The organism is uncultured Nostoc sp. (assembly GCF_937863485.1).
GTDB lineage: Bacteria > Cyanobacteriota > Cyanobacteriia > Cyanobacteriales > Nostocaceae > Nostoc.
In genome coordinates this window covers 1-19,394 of sequence record NZ_CALMFY010000195.1, presented here as the reverse complement: position 1 = coordinate 19,394, position 19,394 = coordinate 1, and the positions used below count along the sequence as shown (strand labels likewise).

Here is a 19,394-nt window from a genome sequence, read left to right as displayed (position 1 = left end):
TTTTCTAATCTTTAACTGGCGAATTTTCAATGGGCTTTTCTTTTATGTTCAAATCTTGATCTGGCGAATCTTTATGTGGCGATTCTTCAATGGGCAACTCTTTTTGGGGCGAATCTTGATGAGGCGAATCTTGAAGAGGCGAATCTTGTAGGGACGAGTCTTGAAGAGGCGAATCTTAAGGGCGAAAATTTAACAGACTTGAATGAGGGTTCAGGTTCAGACTCCGATGAGTAACTTACAAACATTAAGAATTTGTAGAGTGCATTACATTCTTAATGCATCATTCTAGATACTTTCGATGCGTTACGCTCCTGCTAACGCACCCTACCAAACCAGCGCTCAACTCAATCGCATTAAAATATTAAGCGATTTCTGCTTTTTATGACAAAGTGCAGGCGTAGGCGTAGCCCGCCGCAGGCATCGCTCCATTCCCAACTTTTGCAAATGCTGGGTAAAAATTACCCCTGAAGGTGAAGACTCTGCACTGCGTTGCTAGGCTGTGGGTAATTGATCGTAAGATTCCGGTTCAATATCTGGTACTTTCGCTAAAACTGCGTCGTATTTTTCTCGACTGCCTCGTGCTAACTCCCCTAGATAAATTTCTGTTGTTAGTGCAGCGATTTTTTCCGCAACTGCTGTCGCCACAAACTGATCGATAGAAATGCCGTCTTGTTTGGCAAGTTCCTGCAAACTTTTGTACAAAGAGTCAGGAAGCTGGACGCTGAGGTTGCTCATGACAATGCTCCAGTTGATTGCAAAAACTCCGCAGGTGTCAATGATACTGGCTCTCGCTTTAGGAATCAATGCTGTTTTGCAGTTCAATCCCAATTAGAAAAACAATTGCGAACGATGTTACCTTTTTCATGACAAATCGTAGGCGATCGCTCAAGGTAAGGGACTGACAAAAAATAAATTATCCAAAATTATTTGTACATTTGTAGGGGATCTTGGCCTTGCGCCCCTACGATGGGATGTTTTTTTAACTGGAAATCCCTAATTCTGTATAAATATAGCGCTTGCAGCTTGCGTCAAATATAAGCGATGCCTGTGGCGGGCTACGCCTACGCAATGCTGTGCCGCTAGCGTGTATAGGACGCTCTAAGGGGAAAAATTCAAAGTCTCTCTCCTAAAAGGAGAGAGATTTAGAGAGAGGCTTTCCACATCTCCTGAAAAGTCAAGTCTAAATCCACTCAAATCCCTGTGTAGCTAAAAATTCTTTAGCCGGTTCCAAAATATCTCTGCTTAAAATCAGCGTAACTTTTGGGGAATTAAGATACAAACGAAAACGCTTAATAAATAGTTGGTTAGCAGGTTCAATTTTCCTAATGGCACTCCAGGGAATCAACAACGGCGTAAGTCCAAAGCTAAACAAGAAGAAAATACTCAGATAAATCCCTTGAGGAGTTGTACCAACATTTAAAGTTCCTTTGTAGTACACCAAACCCACAGAACCACTTTGCATTCGGGAGAAGTTTAGTGGCGGCGCTTCTTTGGTGCGGTAGAGTTTAGCGAGGCGATTCCAGTCATGACGGAATAGAAAAATCATGACTATCGTGAAAAATGTAAAAAAAACGATGTATATCCACTGAGGGGTATGTGGCATTTTTTTTTAAGTCATCGATGATTGACGCTTCCACTGTAAGCGATGTCTAATGACAAGCCTCTGTGCGTCTACGGACTCACCAATCAACCACGTTCCCTTGAATCTTTACAAATTATGGGAGCATCCCAGTTACAAATTGCTCAATAAAAACCCTATTAACTCAAAAAACTGGCCTTAATTAAAGCCAGTTTTTTGATTTTATTGCAAACTTTTAGCAAAGTTTACAGCCGAGTCTTAATGGAACACACTTGAAAAGCTATTATTAAACCTTCTCATCAAAATGTCAAGATTCCACTATTTATTTCAGGAAAGCTTGCCATTACGGATCACCACTTCCCTTAAATTCTCAGGCTGTGCTGACATTTTGTCACCAAAATGCTGATTCATCAGTGCAGGGACTTGTGAAGCTTGAATTCGGCTATGGCGCGTTTTATCTGGCATAACTAGGTTAGGCCCAGCTTTACAGTTCTTCATACAACCAGTGCCCTTGATTGTAACTTGGTCTTCTAAACCGCGATCGCTTAAAGCCGCCTCCAACGCTTGACAAACTGCTTTGCCACCGCGTTTTATACAATCAGACTTTTGACACACCAAAATCGTAGCTTTAGTCTTAGCTGGTTTTGCCTTGGTATTATCAATTGATAGCGGTTCTTGTACTGGAGTAGGCGTTTCAACTCTCCCCATCTCAGAACGCACCGCCATCACCCGTTCAGCTTTCAGTGTAACTGTGCCATCCTTCAAATCATGTATTTTGTAACCAACAACTTGCAGCCAAGTCCCTGGTGGTAAGCGTAAGTCAAAAGCAGCCCGTAAATGTTTAGCAAGTTTAATATAAAATTCACCCTCATGAGTCGCCAGCAGTAAGCCTTTGAGCTTATAGCCATCTTTAATAACAAAATTTATAAATCTGCCTTCAAGACGAAATTCTGATACTTCCATACTGTGAGATCCACCCATTTTTTTGACCTCCTTTTAACTAATACAAGCTACTAAGTGAGACATTTTCAGCAGCAGCTAAAAATTATAACTGTTAGTAGCGACTTTGCCAGCAGTACTCAAGAGTCCAAATCTGGTCTTGACGGGAAGCTGTTAATTGCCGTATCACACTCCAAAGTTGAACAGCTGCTATAGGAGAGCCAATTTCAACTTTCAATGGCTGGTTAGCCGTACAACTACAGGGAATGTCTAATTCCTTTAGGCGTTGATAGACTTGCCAGCGATCTGCCCAATTCACCTCTACAAGGTGCTTTATTTCTATTTCTGAACTAAACGATTTCAAGAGAATTGCCCTCAAGTGCAACAAACTTGGAGTAACTACCGCGATTTAACTCCCAGCTTTTTAAAAGTCTTAGGAGTGTAATCTCTTAAAACAGCATACCTTAAGTGCAAAGAATTCTCAGTAATTTTGGAAAAAAAAATCAAATTTTTACAGCGATCGCATATTCAAAAGGGGATAAGGCAGATTGGGAAGACAAGGAGGATAAGGTAAAATTTTCTCTTTCTGCTCCTCTCTGGAATAATGCACATTTAAGCATAAATGTCAATAATAATGATAAATACATGCAACTTGATCAGCGTGCCATCATCCAGCAAACAATAAACTTGAGACTTTTTGTAAGCAAAAATACAAAACCTTGTAATGGCAAATCGGCTTGTTATTATTATTAAAATGTTAATATGTAAGGAATAAGCAGTTAAAACCTATAACTGCTAAAGAGCGAGGAGAACAATGTCTGAAACGCAAACTTTGTTACGGAATTTTGGTCATATATATGACAATCCTGTGTTGCTGGATCACAGCGTAACTGCTCCAGTTACAGAAGGATTCAACGTTGTATTAGCCAGTTTCCAGGCACTATACTTGCAGTACCAAAAGCATCATTTTGTAGTTGAAGGCTCAGAATTTTACTCTCTGCATGAGTTCTTTAATGAAAGCTACACCGAAGTACAAGACCACATCCATGAAATTGGAGAACGCTTGGATGGACTAGGTGGTGTGCCAGTAGCTACCTTCAGCAAATTAGCAGAATTAACCTGTTTTGAGCAAGAATCTGAAGGCGTATATTCCTCTCGCCAAATGGTGGAAAATGACCTAGCCGCAGAACAAGCCATTCTGGGCGTGATTCGTCGTCAAGCTGCTCAGGCAGAGAGTTTAGGCGATCGTGGTACACGCTATCTGTACGAAAAGATTTTGTTGAAAACAGAGGAACGTGCATATCATTTGTCTCACTTCCTTGCCAAAGACAGCTTGACCTTAGGGTTTGTCCAAGCTGCTCAAAGCTAAAACTCTCATCATCTAGATTTGTCTACCTAGACTAAAAGAAAAAGTTGGCACCACTAACTCTTAAAATATTATAAAAAATGGCAGAGAATGATATCTTTATCTCTCTGCCATTTTTTAATCTAAGTAAACATATTCACATAATATTTAACGTTGAAAATATTTAGCAATTAGCTAGTTAATAAATATTTTTAGCTAAGAAATTTTTTTGTGCTGAATAATCAGATAGATATATGCCAGAATAAATCACCATCTGTTACAAAGTCTCACCAAATTAAATAATAAAGATTCCCAAAAGCTTTAAAAATTTCAGCATCACAATTAAATAAAATTAGAAATACAAAATAATCCTTGGGCATTGGCAAACCCCTTTAAAACCTCGTTTCCAGCTAGAGGCTGGAAATGTTCCTCATTGCAGCTCTACCGCGAGTAAGGGAGGCAGAGCCTCAATGAGGGGGCATTCCCAGTCTCCGACTGGGAACGAGGTAATCCCCCATTCTCCACTCCCCTTTCTGTAATCAAACTTAGAAAACTTAATAATAAAAAGGACGACAGAGGGTAAAGACCCTTAAAATAATCAGGATTTGTATTCTCGTATTCCAAGGCAACCATTATGCCCCGCCGTGACGACCTCCGGAAGATTCTCCTGTTAGGCTCTGGTCCAATTGTGATCGGACAAGCCTGTGAGTTTGACTACTCTGGCACTCAAGCCTGCAAAGCGCTGCGAGAAGAAGGCTATGAAGTGGTTTTGGTCAACTCCAACCCCGCAACGATTATGACCGACCCGGAAACAGCCGATCGCACTTACATTGAGCCGCTGACACCGGAATTGGTCGAAAAAGTCATCGAGAAAGAACGCCCTGATGCTCTACTACCAACGATGGGAGGACAAACCGCTCTCAACCTCGCCGTTGCTTTAGCCAAAAATGGGGTGTTGGAAAAGTACAGCGTTGAGTTAATTGGCGCTAAACTACCAGCTATTGAGAAAGCCGAAGATAGAAAACTTTTTGGTGAGGCAATGGCAAGGATCGGAGTAGCCGTGTGTCCCAGCGACACAGCCGAATCTTTGGAAGAAGCCAAAGCTGTTGCCCGTCAAATTGGTACTTATCCCCTAATTATTCGTCCAGCTTTCACAATGGGTGGAAGTGGCGGCGGTATTGCCTACAACCAAGAAGAATTTGAAGAAATGGCACAGGTAGGTATAGATGCCAGCCCCGTTTCACAAATTCTCATTGACCAGTCTTTACTCGGCTGGAAAGAATACGAACTTGAAGTGATGCGTGACTTGGCAGATAACGTGGTGATTATCTGCTCCATCGAAAACCTTGACCCTATGGGCATCCACACTGGAGACTCGATTACCGTCGCTCCCGCGCAAACCCTCACTGATAAAGAATATCAAAGGCTGCGGGATATGGCAATTAAAATCATCCGCGAGATCGGTGTGGAAACTGGCGGTTCAAATATCCAGTTTGCCGTCAATCCAGTTACAGGGGATGTGGTTGTAATTGAGATGAACCCCCGTGTTTCCCGCAGTTCGGCTTTGTCTTCCAAAGCCACGGGTTTCCCGATCGCCAAAATGGCAGCAAAATTGGCTGTGGGCTACACCCTGGATGAAATTAAAAATGATATCACCAAGAAAACTCCGGCGTCCTTTGAGCCGACAATTGACTATGTGGTGACAAAAATCCCCCGCTTCGCCTTTGAAAAGTTCCCCGGTTCGGAACCAGTGCTGACAACCCAAATGAAGTCAGTCGGGGAAGCAATGGCAATTGGGCGGACGTTCAACGAATCTTTCCAAAAGGCGCTGCGATCGCTAGAAACAGGACGTGCTGGTTGGGGTTGCGACAAAGCCGAGAAATTACCTAGTGGTGAACAAATTCGCGCCCAATTGCGGACACCTAACCCCGATCGCATTTTCTCCGTGCGCCATGCCTTGCAGCAAGGGATGACCATTGAGGAAATCTACGAACTTACTGGTATTGACCGATGGTTCTTGGATAAATTGCAGCAACTGTTAGATGTGGAGAAATTCCTGAAGCGGACACCTTTGCAGCAGTTGACAAAAGAGCAACTTTATGAAGTGAAGCGAGACGGATATAGCGATCGCCAGATAGCCTATGCCACCAAAACCACCGAAGATGAAGTTCGCGCCTACCGCAAGTCACTAGGGATTATCCCAGTTTACAAAACAGTGGATACCTGCGCCGCTGAGTTTGAAGCGTTTACTCCCTACTACTATTCTACCTACGAAGAAGAAACAGAGGTTTTACCAGCAACCAAGCCAAAAGTGTTGATTTTGGGTGGTGGCCCCAACCGGATTGGGCAAGGAATTGAGTTTGATTATTGTTGTTGTCACGCCGCCTATGCTTTGAAGGAAGGGGGGTATGAGACGATTATGGTCAACTCTAACCCAGAGACGGTTTCGACTGACTATGATACCAGCGATCGCCTTTACTTTGAGCCGTTAACAAAAGAAGATGTTCTTAACATTATCGAAACTGAAAATCCAGTTGGAGTAATTATCCAGTTTGGCGGACAAACACCGCTGAAGTTGGCTCTGCCGTTACAAGAGTTTCTTAACAATGACACTTCAGAACTGATCACTAAAATTTGGGGTACATCACCAGATTCCATCGACATGGCAGAAAACCGGGAGCGGTTTGAAAAGATTCTCCAACAGTTAAATATTGCCCAACCGCCTAATGGGATTGCCCGGAGTTACGAAGATGCGCTGATTGTCGCCAAACGCATTGGCTATCCGGTGGTGGTGCGTCCCAGCTATGTGTTAGGGGGACGGGCAATGGAAATCGTTTATTCTGATGCTGAATTGGAACGCTACATGACCTTTGCGGTACTAGTGGAACCAGAACATCCGATTTTGATTGATAAGTTTTTGGAAAACGCGATTGAAGTCGATGTAGATGCGATCGCCGATCACACAGGACGGGTAGTGATTGGTGGCATCATGGAACACATCGAACAAGCGGGGATTCACTCAGGAGATTCCGCTTGTTCTTTACCCTCCATTTCCCTATCACCAGCAGTTCTCAATCAAATTCGCACTTGGACGGTGCAGCTAGCACAAGCGCTGTCAGTCGTGGGGTTGATGAATATCCAATTTGCCGTTGTTGGCGCAAGTAGTTATTCTCCCCAAGTTTACATTTTGGAAGCCAACCCCCGCGCCTCCCGCACAGTCCCATTTGTTTCTAAAGCAACGGGCGTACAGTTAGCGAAACTAGCATCCTTAATTATGTCAGGTAAAACCTTAGAGGAGCTACATTTCACCGAGGAAATCATTCCCACACATATTGCTGTAAAAGAAGCAGTATTACCCTTTAATAAATTTCCAGGAACTGATACAATATTAGGCCCAGAAATGCGATCTACTGGTGAGGTGATGGGGATTGACAGCGACTTTGGCCGGGCCTTTGCCAAAGCTGAAATGGGTGCTGGGGAGCGTTTACCACTGACGGGAACTGTATTTGTATCAATGAGCGATCGCGATAAAGCTGCTGCGGGTGCTGTGGTGAAGGAATTTATCGATTTGGGCTTTAAAGTGATGGCTACCCTTGGTACACGGCGAGTTCTCCTCGAACAGGGATTAAATATTGAATTGGTGTTAAAACTCCATGAAGGTCGTCCCCACGTCCTAGATGCAATCAAAAACCAGAAAATCCAACTTATTATCAACACACCTTCAGGGGAAGAAGCCCAGACTGATGCTAGGTTAATCCGCCGCACAGCCTTAGCTTACAAAATTCCCATCATTACTACCATCGCCGGCGCGAAAGCTACCGTCGCCGCCATCCATTCTTTACAAAATACGACTTTGGATGTAAAAACCATTCAAGAGTACTGCCCGATTACAAGGGAGTAGGAAGTGGGGAGTGGGGAACAGGGGAGCAGAGGGGAAGTTGCTTGCAGTAAGTCTTTCTCCTCTGCCCCAATGACGCCACTTGCTTGTCCTATTCAAAGACGCAACTCTTAGAGAGGCTTTGCCAACGCGAACAACCGGGGGAACCCCGGCAACGCAGTGGCTCCCCAATGTCCAAGAAAATTAAGTAATTGTTATAAGAGAATGACTATAGTTCTCATTAGAGATACCTTAACAAATATAAGGAAGCTTATGTCAACTAAATAATTTCTTAAATTGACTTCTAGTCAGCCTTGAGAGAAAGGACAATATTGGATGAACTGGAACAACCAGGAAATTTAATGTCGCCATATAGCCAAAACATTCTCATAAATGTTACAATTGTTAATAAGGTTTCTATAAAAAAATGTTTAAGAAGCTACCTTTTATCTAACTGTAGATACTTGTGAGAAGTAGGAAATAACTGTAACTTTTAGCAGTTAAGAAGCCTAAATTTGATTATTTATGAGCGCTACGTGTTTATCGGGCGCGTAAATTGCAAACCATAGTATGGGTTCCCAGTCTGACTGGGTAGCACCCTAATAAAGCATCTATCCCTTAATGACCCTACCGCCAAACCCATCATTACCAAAGAGTAGCGCCATGAAGACCGCTCAGACAGCCACAGACCTCGTGCGGACTTACCTGCGTGAGATTGGCCGTGTGCCACTCTTAACCCACGAGGAAGAGATTTTCTATGGGAAACAGGTGCAACGTTCCTGCGCTTTGCACGACTCAAGAGAATCTCTTGCCACCCAGTTAGGTCGTCAACCGACTTTAGAAGAGTGGGCCAAAGCGACAAAGTTAGAACCAGCAGATTTGAACGAAGCGATCGCTGATGGTGAAATTGCCAAGCGTAAGATGGTAGAAGCCAATTTGCGGCTGGTAGTCTCTGTTGCCAAAAAGTACATAAAACGCAACGTCGATTTACTGGACTTGATCCAAGAAGGTAGTATTGGTATGCAACGGGGCGTAGAAAAGTTTGACCCCACCAAAGGGTACAGGTTTTCTACCTATGCCTATTGGTGGATTCGGCAAGCGATCACCCGTGCAATAGCCGAAAAAGCTCGTACTATTCGGCTGCCTATCCATATTACTGAAAAATTAAATAAAATTAAAAAGGCACAGCGGCAATTGTCTCAAAAGTTGGGACGCGCTCCGACAGCTGGTGAGCTAGCTCAAGAATTAGAATTGACCCCCAAACAAGTGCGAGAGTATCTAGAAAAGGCGCGTTTGCCCCTTTCCTTGGATTTGCGGCTGGGTGATAATTATGACACCGAACTCGGAGAAATGCTGGAAGATCCAGGAGCATCTCCAGAAGAGTTTGTCATGCAAGCTTCCCTATCTTATGACTTAGATCGCCTGATGGGCGACCTCACGTCACAGCAAAGAGAAGTGATCACGCTGCGCTTTGGCTTGACTGATGGGCAAGCGCTGACTCTGGCTAGAATCGGTGAAATACTGAATATCAGCCGGGAACGAGTCCGACAAATTGAGCGGGAAGCCTTAACCAAACTTCGCAAGTCTAAAGCCAACATGGATGAATATTTGGCAAGTTAGGGGAAAGTTAGGAGTTATGAGTTTTTAATTAACTCTTCACTCCTGACTTTATTTATTAGGGTGAGAAAATACGCTGACTTTGGTACGGTTACACCTACTTCCACTCTTACGTTAGGCTGTTACATTAGTTGGCAGGAAGACGAAATAGCTAGCTAAGTCAAATCCAAAACAGGCATTTAATATTCAAATCACAAGCACCGCAGCCAGCAGTGGTAGTTAAGGAGCTAAAAAATGAATAACCAATCCAATCATGTCTCAGAATTTTTCAATAGCGAATCAGAAACTAGCGATTTACTATGGCAGTACGTTAAATCCTTGAATCCTGAGACAGTTACCCAACTATCTAAACCCACATCTGCCGAAGTGTTTCAGGTGATGGAACGGAATATTACAGGACTATTGGGTAATCTACCCTCAGAACATTTTGGCATCAGCGTAACCACCAGTCGGGAAAGTCTGGGTAGGCTTCTGGCTTCTGCGATGATTAGTGGTTATTTCTTGCGTAACGCTGAACAGAGAATGAATTTTGAAATCGCCCTACAAGGGACTGAAAGCAATAATAGCGAAGTTGACTAAAAACATAAAATTTGGGAAATTTAATATTGTTGGGCTGATAGCTACTCACAGTCACGCCGATCCAAATTGAAAATAAATCTCTGCAAAATCTTCGCCGCTAATTCCTAGTCATGCATCAGCTAAATTTTTTAAATATCCAAAAATAGTGACAAATTAGGGTTGAAATTTAAATGCATAGACTAAATGCATAGACATTTGCTTTCCGGCAGGTAGGAGTGCAAAGGTTGGCGTAGAGTAACGCGGAGTTTTTGGATTTGGTTATCTGTGAACTCCTGTAAGTTGGTGATTAGTTCAACTAGAGGCGTATTGCTAAATAATTGATACACATTTGTGGATAAACTAACAGCGGTAGACGACCTTTGCAATAAATCAAAACTCGGCAGAATTCAAACTAATCTGCCGAGTTTTGTTATTAGAAGTTAGTATCCCTTATCATCTACTACGCTTGGGTTAAGGCTAAAACTCTGTTATCAAAGTCAATTTTTTAACGAACCATTTGCACTTACTTAAGCTATTCTAAATTTACACCATGTTTTCCGAGGTTTTAATATTTTTGTGTTCTCTAAAAATTATTAATACCACATTTGTACGGATATGAATAGTACATGGATTTACCATTAGCAAAAGTAGTTCCTCATCTCCCCAATCAATTATGAGTGAAACCAATTTTTTGCCACCCCATAAAATTATTGGTGTTGCAGTAATTTGGAATGACCAAAAGCAAATTTTAATCGATCGCCGTCGTCCAGAAGGAGCAATGGGTGGTTTGTGGGAATTTCCTGGTGGTAAAATTGAGCCTGGTGAAACTATCAGCGAGTGTATTCAACGGGAAATTTCCGAAGAACTGGGAATAGTAATTGAAGTGGGAGAGCATCTGATTACTATCGACCACAGCTATACAAACTTGCGCTTTACCCTCACAGTACATCACTGCCGCCATGTTACAGGTGTTCCCCAACCTTTGGAATCCGATGAAATTCGCTGGGTAACTTTGGAAGAACTGGAGCAGTTTACTTTTCCTAAAGCAAATACTCAAATTATTGCTGCCTTAAAAGGGACTGGGGACTAGGGGGTGAGGGAACAGCGACAGGGGGAGCAGAGGAGAATAATTAATAACCAATGCCCAATACAACTCTACCAGAGGCTGCGTCCTAAGCGTAGCTATGCCGCAGGCTTTACGACGCTGGCTCCATCGAGCGAAGTCGAGATGCTCAGTACAAGTGTCCAATACCGTAACAATCTATTAATTGCATCAGGTTGAGTCCCGCAATTTTCTACAATAGGCGCAGGGACTTTGATTAAAGGTGTCAGTAAATAAATGCCTAAAACCGTTGCCGATGTGATGAGCCGTGATCCAGTTGTCGTTCGGACAGAAACTCCACTCAACGAAGCGATCCAAATTCTTGCAGAACGCCACTTTAGCGGATTACCTGTTGTGGATGATGTCGGTAAATTGGTGGGCATTATCTCGGAAACCGATTTAATGTGGCAAGAAACTGGTGTTACTCCACCTGCGTACATTATGTTTCTTGATAGCGTTATCTATTTAAAAAATCCTGCTACATATGAACGTGACTTGCACAAGGCACTAGGGCAAACCGTTGGGGAGGTGATGAGTAAAAACCCGATCGCTATTTCCCCTGATAAAACTTTAAAGGAAGCCGCTACAATCATGCACGATCGCAGTGTTCACCGATTACCAGTTCTTGAGGGCACGGGTGAAGTAATTGGTATCCTCACTCGTGGTGATATTATTCGGGCTATGGCAGCAAGTCAAGATTAGTCAGTTAACAGTTATTAGACTGTTAACTATTTTTTACACCTTTGAAAATCAAGGATAACTAAATGAGTATTAATCCGGAGTCTGTTAAGCAATTGCTCAGTTCTGAGGATTTAGGCGATCGCTTACGTGCAGTAAATCAAATCCGCGAACTGGAACCTGCGATCGGCTTTGAATTAATTCAAAATGCTATTGGCGATAGCAATTCTCGTGTCCGTTACTCGGCGGTGAGTCAAATGGATACACTCGGAACGCAGGATTTACAATTATCCTTGGATATCTTGCGCGATCGCTTGCTTCATGACTCTGAAGTAGATGTACAAGCAGCAGCAGCAGACTGTTTGGGTGCTCTAAAGTTACATGAAGCTTTTGAAGACTTGCAACAGCTTTACCATACAACCGATGAATGGCTAATCCAATTTAGTATCATTGCTACATTAGGAGAGTTGGGCGATCCACGAGCCTTTGAACTACTCAAAGAGGCGCTTTCATCAGAAAACGAATTAGTTCAAACTGCTGCTATTAGTTCTTTGGGTGACTTAGGAGATTTACAAGCAGTTTCCCTTTTGGCTCCCTATGCTACCAATCCAGATTGGCAAATTCGTTACAGAGTTGTACAAGCCTTGGCTCGTTTGGGTAGTGCAGAAGCCAAATCTTTATTAGAAACTCTGGCTGATGATCAAGTAGAAGCGATCGCAATTGAAGCGAAACAATCTTTGCAGTCAGTTTAAGTCTATCTAAGGGTAAAAAAATTCACCTTTAATATAGATTTGTCTGACAGGATAAAAAATTTGACCTGGCTGGTACAATGTTGCATTCCAGCCAGATCGAATAGATAAATTAGAGTTACTTTTATTTGCTAAAAGTAACTTTTTTATATTTAGGATCGGTCTATTGAACGACACCTTTGCGGCGGCGAGACATAGCCATCACTCCACCTACTGCACCTAAGCCTAGTAATGCGGCTGGTTCGGGAACTGTACTTACCGCAAGACCTGTGAAAGATCCAGAAATTGTTCCACCATTCTCGTAAATTGCTTGTGCAGCAGTATCTTGAATAGCAAAAGTGATATATCCTTCTGCTTTACTTCCATCTTCAAAGAGTCCCTTGAAAGCCAAGTTTATATCTATTCCTCCAGGTTGTGAAGTAAAAACTGCTGGGTCGAGACTGGTCAAACTAAGCAGTTTCTTTCCGTCCAAAGCACCAACATCAATAAACGCAGAAGAAATGAATGGATTTGTTTGGAAGCTTTTGATAAAACCTGTAGAATTAGATGCAAAATCTCCTGTCCGATGTGTAAGTAAAATTGCTCCTGGATTGGGAATAAAGTTTACAGAGTTTTGGCTAAGAGTGACATCAGTTGCCTCATCAGTAGAACTATTATAAGAAGGAATGTAGTTAAAGCTACCAGTGTATGCTTGAGCAGACCCAGCAGAGGTAAACAACCCAGCGGTAGCCAAGGGAATTGCAACAGTAACAGCTAGAGTTGCGTTTAGTAATATAGATTTAAAATTAATCATTGTTATTTGAGGCTCCTAGTAATAACTTTAAATCAGAGCGATCGCTTTACTTTTAATCTCAGTAATTTATGGAAACTACTGTCAGTGAAAGCGAAACTTGTCTGATATATTTCTTATCTCCATGAAATCACATAGACTTAGAGCCTGCAAGATTTACTGAGTGGTCTTCATAACATCTTCAATGCATTACTATCCTTAATGAAATTTTAATTACTTACATACCTATGCTTCATATATCTTTCATTTCACAGGGTTTAAATTGTTGGCAATAGCTCTGACTTGAAGAAAAATAATTTTCGTAGAAGTACAATGGATATTTTTAATACTTAAACTTACTTAACCATATTTTAGATAAATGGAGTATGCAGTTTATCTATAATCTCTCCAGTTACTAATATTTACTGAAACGGTTCCTCTCAGAGAATAAATGGGAGGAACCGCTGTATTTGTTTACTATGGATAGTCTTTGTGATCAAATTGAATGTTTGTAATAAATAGCTAACTGTTAGCTGTTACCGCTGTTCTCAAATCTGTCAGATTTTTCAAATGCTAAGAGCCAAATACCTGTGGCCAAGTTGTCACAACGAAAACTCCAACTGCGGCGATCGCTAACAACCCTTGAATCAAATTTCCAATCAAAGACCCGACTATAATTCCTATACCCGCCTTAACCGCCAACCCTAATTCACGTTGGTAAAGGTACTCACCAATGATTGCTCCCAAAAGCGGCCCTAATAAAATTCCTAACAGTGGACCCCCAAAAGGCAACGTTGGTAATAATCCCAAAAATCCCACGACCAAACCGACAATTGCGCCAATTTGCCCCCACTTGCTAGCTCCAGCTTGTCTTGCTCCCACATAGCTAGCTAAAAAATCCACTCCGACACTGAGCAGTAAAACTATAACTGTCACAATTAGTGGAATCTTGATAGCTGCAAAGGAACTACTAACGATTCCCCAAACGATAATTGCAATTAAAATTAAGCTGCTACCAGGAATGGCTGGAACTACAGCACCGATAACACCCACAACCATTACGGCAATTAATAACCAATAAGTAATTTGCATAGATCAATTGTAAATTTCCTCGTAAGGGCGCACAGCCGTGCGTCCCTACTGTATATTCTATCTGGGCAAGATGGTGACAAATGCTTAGTATGCTGTGGTGGAAGTTTGCCTACTTTTAACCAGTTTGCCTAAGTCCTGTCTTAATTGAGATGGTAGCTGGATTTATGCCATATCGCCTAATGCTTCCTAAACTGCTATTTTAAAGCTCAAAACCCATGACGAGAAAAATATTAACTGGACTAAGTTCTAAAACCTACGAACACCCCTTTGATCGCAAAGCTTTGGCTTCTTTACAAAATATGCCCGGTGTCTCCCTGCTACTCAAAAAAGTTAACGAATACGGCATCGATCGCTTACTCAGATTGCAAAGCCTTGGTAGTGAAATCAGAATTTCGCCGCGTAATTTTCCGCAATTGCATCAGACATTTGTAGAAACCTGCCAAATTCTTGATGTTGCTCCACTTCCTGAACTGTATCTGTTTCGAGGCACAGGCCACATTCAAACTTACATTGTTGGGGTGGAAAAACCCCTTGTTGGTATCAATTTAGATGGAATGGAGTGGCTTGACCCAGATGAGTTACTTTACGTTTTTGGACACGAAGTCGCTCGCATCAAGAGTCAGCATATGGTTTATCACCAAATGGCAATTGTGATGCCGACTTTGAAAAATTTGTTGAGCAGTACCACACTGGGTGTAGGTGGCTTAGTAGCCAGTGGAATGGAACTGGGTTTGTATAATTGGCGAATGATGGCTAGGTTCACTGCTGATCGGGCTGGTTTGCTGGCTTGTCAGGATATTGAGGTAGCAACCACTACACTGATGAAACTCGCAGGTTTACCAGACGAGTACTTGACTACTGCTGTAATCGAAGATTTCCTTATCCAAGCCCGTGAGTTTGCATCCAATAGCTTTGATACTGTCGATAAGGTCACCAAAATATTAAGCTATACAGAACCTGGGCTTTCCTGGATGGTTATGCGGGCTGGTGAGTTATTAAAATGGGTTGATTCAGGAGAATATGAGAATTTAATTCAACAGAAAAATTTAAAGATACCGGAAGAACCCGAAGAAAAAGAAGGAGAGACACCACAGGAAAAGGAAGGTTGGAATTTTTTGACTTCTTGGTGATTGAATTCTAGATTTTAGACTCTGGCAACTTTTAGAGACGCTTTTGCGAACGCTTCAGTCGAACGATTTTGGATTGCTGATAGCGTAGCTGTAAAGCCTGCGGCATGGCAACTCTTAGAGACGCTGTTGCGTTCGCTTAGAGCGAGTCCGCGTACTCCTACGGAGAAGCAAGCTAGCAAGAGCGTCTCGTAGAGAACGTTTTTTAGATGAAATTTTTTAATCCAAAATACGCTCGTGACGCTCAATGACTTGTAATACCGATTACCTGTGACTTTGCTCCAGAACTTGGGGCAAAATCCCCAAGTCTCACCAAAATTGGCTGACTTCTAAACTAGCGAATAACCTAAGTTTTAAGAGTAACGGCTAATTTATCAGCAATTCCTGCAATCCAGTTTTCATCTTGTTTGGTGTAACTGCGAGGAGCATTTGCTCCCAAAATAAGCGCACCTTGATTGCCAATAGGTTGACAAATTACACCTTGAGTATTTTCTGGTAAATAATCAAATTCAAGCTTACCTGGATATATTTTTAGAGCAACTAGATAAATCGGCTTTTGTTTTTCGAGTACCTGTTTTAAAATTACTCCTGGTACAACCTCAGATTTAGTACCCAGAATACCGCGACGCAACAAAACTTTACCTTGATAAAAAACCACCAGCGATCGCGTTACTGTATTGGTCAACAATAAATGAGATGCCCAAGCTAGCTCTATTTTGACAGCTTCAGGTAAATCTGCTGCGAGGACAAAACCTTCTTCTCCAATTAGTTCTACAGTATCAGGCGATCGCGGCTGAACTTGCTGCCAAATCAAACCCGTCAAAATTAACACCGCACTCAAAATCACGCCTACCACATCACCACGCGATTGAGATTGGGTTAGTTCTGGTGTCAACAAACGGTTAATCAACAAAAGCACAGCGCCTAGCCCACCCACAACAATGGGCAGACGCCGCAAAACTCGATTAGGATCAGATTTAGTCATTGGGCATTGTGCATTGGGCAATAATCAATTGTTCTTCTTCCCCTGCTTCCTCTGCTCCCCTTGCTCCTTCATTTTCTCACTCCTCCCCTGGTTCAATAATCCGCTGGAAAAGATAACCAGTACCCCGCGCTGTGAGAATCAATTCTGGGTTGCTAGGATCATCTTCTAACTTTGCCCGTAAACGGGATATATGCACATCTACTACACGGGTATCCACATGACGTTCTGGTGTGTAACCCCAAACTTCCTGCAAAATTTCCGAACGGGAAAAAGCTTCTCCAGAGCGACTTACTAACAACTCTAATAAGCTGAACTCCATACCTGTCAATCGAATGCGCTCATCGCCTTTGTAGACTTGTCGCTTATTCGTATCGATTTTAATAATAGCGACATGAATTACCCCAGAACTGGGAATACCAGATCCACTGGTTTTGTCTACCCGCCGTAGTACCGAGCGAATTCGAGCTTCTAGCTCCTTTGGGGAGAATGGTTTAACTACGTAGTCATCAGCACCTAATTCTAGCCCAGTGATGCGATCGGCTACATCCCCCAAGGCTGTTAGCATAATAATGGGGACATCTGATTCTTTTCGTAATTCTTGACATACACCGTAGCCGTCTAGCTTTGGCATCATTACATCCAAAACTACCAGGTCAGGATCAGTTTTGCGAAAAGTTTCCAAAGCTTCTTCCCCATCGCCAGCTGTCACTACATCGTAGCCAATCATGGAAAGGCGCGTTTCCAAAATCCGGCGAATGCTGGCTTCGTCATCTACCACCAAGATTTTTTCTTTATGGCTTTCCAAGTTTTTCAATGCTCCTTCACTAAAAATTTACATGATTAATTTTTAATACCATAATATTAAGATATCATTCCATCAATTGATTTGGAAAAAGCTCTAAATACTACTATTATTGGTTTTTAGTTTTTCCCAATAACTAAGCAAATATTAAGAATATTTAATAAGATTTAAGAATGGCAAAGCCAAAAACCTTTTACGTTTGTAACGAATGTGGAGCAGAATCGCCCCAGTGGTTTGGTAAGTGTCCAGCTTGCGGCACATACAATTCTCTAGAAGAACAGATCACTATCCAGTCTTCAGTAGATGTACCCAGTCGAGGGGGAGTGAGTAGTTGGCAATCAACTCAAACCAATGGCAAATCTCATGCTAAACCAGCTAAAGCGCGAGCCTCTTTAACATTTGACCAAATTACCGATCGCCAAATTGCTCGATGGGAGTCTGGTTATGAAGAATTAGATCGGGTGCTTGGTGGTGGAGTTGTCCCAGGTTCTATGGTGCTGATTGGTGGTGATCCGGGTATTGGTAAATCGACTTTATTGTTGCAAGTATCAAATCAATTAGCACAGAAATATCGCATCCTTTACGTAACTGGTGAAGAATCGGGACAGCAGGTAAAATTACGAGCTTCTCGTTTGGGAGTATCAAAAAGCGTAAATCTGGTTAATGATCAAAAGGGAACAGTGGTAGTAGATACTACACTACCCATAGACCCTGACAGTATAGGTGCAGATTTATATGTATTGCCAGAAACAGATTTAGAAGAAATTTTACGGGAAATAGACTCTCTAAAACCAAACGTGGCGGTGATTGATAGTATCCAAACAGTGTTCTTTCCGGCGCTGACTTCTGCGCCCGGTTCGGTGGCTCAGGTACGGGAATGTACAGCAGCATTGATGAAGGTGGCGAAGCACGAAGATGTGACTATGCTGATTGTGGGACACGTGACCAAAGAAGGAGCGATCGCTGGGCCAAAAGTTTTAGAACATTTAGTAGACACGGTGTTGTATTTTGAAGGCGATCGCTTTGCCTCCCATCGGTTATTACGGACAGTAAAAAACCGCTTCGGCGCAACTCACGAAATCGGCATCTTTGAAATGGTAGCCGAAGGACTGCGGGAAGTTGCCAACCCCTCAGAGTTATTTTTAGGTAACCGTGACGATCCTGCGCCTGGTACTGCCATTGTCGTTGCTTGTGAAGGGACTCGCCCGATAGTTGTGGAATTGCAAGCTTTAGTGAGTCCCACTAGCTATCCCTCCCCTCGGCGTGCAGGTACTGGCGTAGATTACAACCGCTTGGTACAAATTCTCGCTGTCTTAGAAAAACGGGTGGGAATTCCCATGTCCAAGTTAGATTCCTACGTTGCTTCTGCGGGTGGGTTGAATGTGGAAGAACCAGCCGTAGATTTAGGAATAGCGATCGCGATCGTTGCCAGTTTCCGTGATCGCATCGTCGATCCCGGTACAGTATTAATCGGTGAAGTTGGGTTAGGCGGACAAGTGCGATCGGTTTCCCAAATGGAACTGCGGTTGAAAGAAGCTGCTAAGTTGGGATTTAAACGAGCGATCGTGCCAAAAGGGACAAAATTCCCCGATCTTAATATTGAGATATTACCAGTATCCAAAGTAATAGATGCAATTATCGCCGCCATCCCCCATCAGGAACTGACAGCAGACGATTTAGAACTCGACGAAGATGAGTAATTCCGGGACTGGGGACTGGGAAATTGTTTCAAAATTTGGAAGGGGTCAAAGCAAATTCCATAATTTTTACGAGTGAAAACCCAGTTCCCAATCACTAATCCCTAATCCCCAGTCCCTTTTACACACCAAAGGAAAACCCACCATGATAGCCTTCACCCAAGACTACCAAATCACTTGGGAAAAACTACCCGATGATTACAAACTCCCGCATGATCCGGTGGACAATATTAATCAACCAGCTTTGGCTGCTGCACTCACAGAAAGCCTACAATTAGCGGGAAAAATTTCAACTAACACTCTAACAACAACCAATTACGGCATTTGTGCCACCCTAAACAACAAAATGATCATTAAAGCCCCTGATTGGGCTTTTATTGCCAAAATTAATGTTAGTAGAGAAGAAGTAACACGCAGTTACACTCGGGAGCATCTCAGTTTTTGAAGTACCTCAAACCGACAATAATCCATTAAGGTA

At 42.6% G+C, this 19,394-nt stretch carries 19 protein-coding genes and 2 pseudogenes; 13 read left to right on the top strand and 8 right to left on the bottom strand.

Features of this window, described 5'->3' with window-relative positions:
• Positions 1-15: 15 nt before the first annotated feature.
• Together Q0541_RS34635 and Q0541_RS26535 are read left to right on the top strand one after the other, a co-directional pair.
• Positions 16-72: pseudogene (locus tag Q0541_RS34635) on the top strand (hypothetical protein); the annotation flags it as partial.
• 3 nt (positions 73-75) lie between these two features.
• Positions 76-234 (top strand): pentapeptide repeat-containing protein, encoded by a 159-nt coding sequence (locus tag Q0541_RS26535; RefSeq protein WP_298918078.1) that lies wholly within the window; start codon positions 76-78, stop codon positions 232-234.
• A gap of 258 nt (positions 235-492) precedes the next feature.
• Here Q0541_RS26535 and Q0541_RS26530 read toward each other — a convergent pair whose 3' ends face one another.
• The 4 genes from Q0541_RS26530 to Q0541_RS26515 form a co-directional block, all read right to left on the bottom strand.
• The gene (locus Q0541_RS26530; RefSeq protein ID WP_298918075.1) at positions 493-735 is read right to left on the bottom strand and encodes a toxin-antitoxin system HicB family antitoxin; all 243 of its coding nucleotides are present in this window, start codon (positions 733-735) and stop codon (positions 493-495) included.
• A 445-nt stretch (positions 736-1,180) separates the two neighbouring features.
• Positions 1,181-1,546, bottom strand: a complete 366-nt coding sequence (locus tag Q0541_RS26525) for a hypothetical protein (RefSeq protein WP_298918072.1) — start codon at positions 1,544-1,546, stop codon at positions 1,181-1,183.
• A 360-nt stretch (positions 1,547-1,906) separates the two neighbouring features.
• Positions 1,907-2,560: a (2Fe-2S) ferredoxin domain-containing protein gene (locus tag Q0541_RS26520; protein WP_298918069.1), complete on the bottom strand. Its 654-nt coding sequence runs from the start codon at positions 2,558-2,560 to the stop codon at positions 1,907-1,909.
• A gap of 73 nt (positions 2,561-2,633) precedes the next feature.
• On the bottom strand, positions 2,634-2,882 hold the full coding sequence (locus Q0541_RS26515; RefSeq protein ID WP_298918066.1) for an Asr1405/Asl0597 family protein: 249 nt from the start codon (positions 2,880-2,882) through the stop codon (positions 2,634-2,636).
• A 104-nt stretch (positions 2,883-2,986) separates the two neighbouring features.
• Here Q0541_RS26515 and Q0541_RS26510 point away from each other — a divergent pair, with 104 nt between their 5' ends.
• From Q0541_RS26510 to nblB, 8 genes are all read left to right on the top strand, one after another.
• Positions 2,987-3,271, top strand: a complete 285-nt coding sequence (locus Q0541_RS26510; RefSeq protein WP_298918063.1) for a hypothetical protein — start codon at positions 2,987-2,989, stop codon at positions 3,269-3,271.
• A gap of 61 nt (positions 3,272-3,332) precedes the next feature.
• A complete protein-coding gene (locus Q0541_RS26505) occupies positions 3,333-3,887 on the top strand; it encodes a Dps family protein (protein WP_298918061.1) in 555 nt (184 codons plus the stop codon).
• A 610-nt stretch (positions 3,888-4,497) separates the two neighbouring features.
• Positions 4,498-7,764: a carbamoyl-phosphate synthase large subunit gene (gene carB / locus Q0541_RS26500; RefSeq protein WP_298918058.1), complete on the top strand. Its 3,267-nt coding sequence runs from the start codon at positions 4,498-4,500 to the stop codon at positions 7,762-7,764.
• Between the two features lie 639 nt (positions 7,765-8,403).
• Positions 8,404-9,360: an RNA polymerase sigma factor, RpoD/SigA family gene (locus tag Q0541_RS26495; RefSeq protein ID WP_273766677.1), complete on the top strand. Its 957-nt coding sequence runs from the start codon at positions 8,404-8,406 to the stop codon at positions 9,358-9,360.
• Between the two features lie 231 nt (positions 9,361-9,591).
• On the top strand, positions 9,592-9,936 hold the full coding sequence (locus Q0541_RS26490) for a DUF760 domain-containing protein (protein ID WP_298918048.1): 345 nt from the start codon (positions 9,592-9,594) through the stop codon (positions 9,934-9,936).
• A 652-nt stretch (positions 9,937-10,588) separates the two neighbouring features.
• Positions 10,589-11,005, top strand: coding sequence for an 8-oxo-dGTP diphosphatase MutT (gene mutT / locus Q0541_RS26485; RefSeq protein WP_298918045.1), 417 nt, complete (start codon positions 10,589-10,591; stop codon positions 11,003-11,005).
• A 249-nt stretch (positions 11,006-11,254) separates the two neighbouring features.
• Entirely contained in the window at positions 11,255-11,719 is a 465-nt protein-coding gene (locus Q0541_RS26480) for a CBS domain-containing protein (protein ID WP_298918042.1), read from the top strand.
• 62 nt (positions 11,720-11,781) lie between these two features.
• Positions 11,782-12,447 carry a phycobilisome degradation protein NblB gene (gene nblB, locus Q0541_RS26475; protein WP_298918038.1) on the top strand — a complete coding sequence of 222 codons (666 nt, stop codon included), beginning with the start codon at positions 11,782-11,784 and terminating at the stop codon, positions 12,445-12,447.
• A gap of 160 nt (positions 12,448-12,607) precedes the next feature.
• Here the strand turns inward: nblB and Q0541_RS26470 are convergent, their stop codons facing one another.
• Positions 12,608-13,237: a PEP-CTERM sorting domain-containing protein gene (locus tag Q0541_RS26470; RefSeq protein WP_298918035.1), complete on the bottom strand. Its 630-nt coding sequence runs from the start codon at positions 13,235-13,237 to the stop codon at positions 12,608-12,610.
• Between the two features lie 549 nt (positions 13,238-13,786).
• Positions 13,787-14,305: a DUF456 domain-containing protein gene (locus Q0541_RS26465; protein ID WP_298918032.1), complete on the bottom strand. Its 519-nt coding sequence runs from the start codon at positions 14,303-14,305 to the stop codon at positions 13,787-13,789.
• Positions 14,306-14,520: 215 nt separating this feature from the next.
• On the opposite strand from Q0541_RS26465, the gene Q0541_RS26460 reads away from it, so the two are divergent.
• Positions 14,521-15,435, top strand: a complete 915-nt coding sequence (locus Q0541_RS26460) for a M48 family metallopeptidase (RefSeq protein ID WP_298918029.1) — start codon at positions 14,521-14,523, stop codon at positions 15,433-15,435.
• Between the two features lie 343 nt (positions 15,436-15,778).
• On the opposite strand, the gene Q0541_RS26455 is transcribed toward Q0541_RS26460, so the two are convergent.
• Together Q0541_RS26455 and rpaB are read right to left on the bottom strand one after the other, a co-directional pair.
• Positions 15,779-16,417 (bottom strand): cofactor assembly of complex C subunit B, encoded by a 639-nt coding sequence (locus Q0541_RS26455; protein ID WP_298918026.1) that lies wholly within the window; start codon positions 16,415-16,417, stop codon positions 15,779-15,781.
• A gap of 76 nt (positions 16,418-16,493) precedes the next feature.
• Positions 16,494-17,222 carry a response regulator transcription factor RpaB gene (rpaB, locus tag Q0541_RS26450; RefSeq protein WP_273769721.1) on the bottom strand — a complete coding sequence of 243 codons (729 nt, stop codon included), beginning with the start codon at positions 17,220-17,222 and terminating at the stop codon, positions 16,494-16,496.
• Positions 17,223-17,392: 170 nt separating this feature from the next.
• Here rpaB and radA point away from each other — a divergent pair, with 170 nt between their 5' ends.
• Together radA and Q0541_RS26440 are read left to right on the top strand one after the other, a co-directional pair.
• Positions 17,393-18,919, top strand: a complete 1,527-nt coding sequence (radA, locus tag Q0541_RS26445) for a DNA repair protein RadA (RefSeq protein ID WP_298918023.1) — start codon at positions 17,393-17,395, stop codon at positions 18,917-18,919.
• Between the two features lie 142 nt (positions 18,920-19,061).
• Positions 19,062-19,340 (top strand): annotated as a pseudogene (locus Q0541_RS26440) (Uma2 family endonuclease); the annotation flags it as partial.
• Positions 19,341-19,394 lie beyond the last annotated feature (54 nt).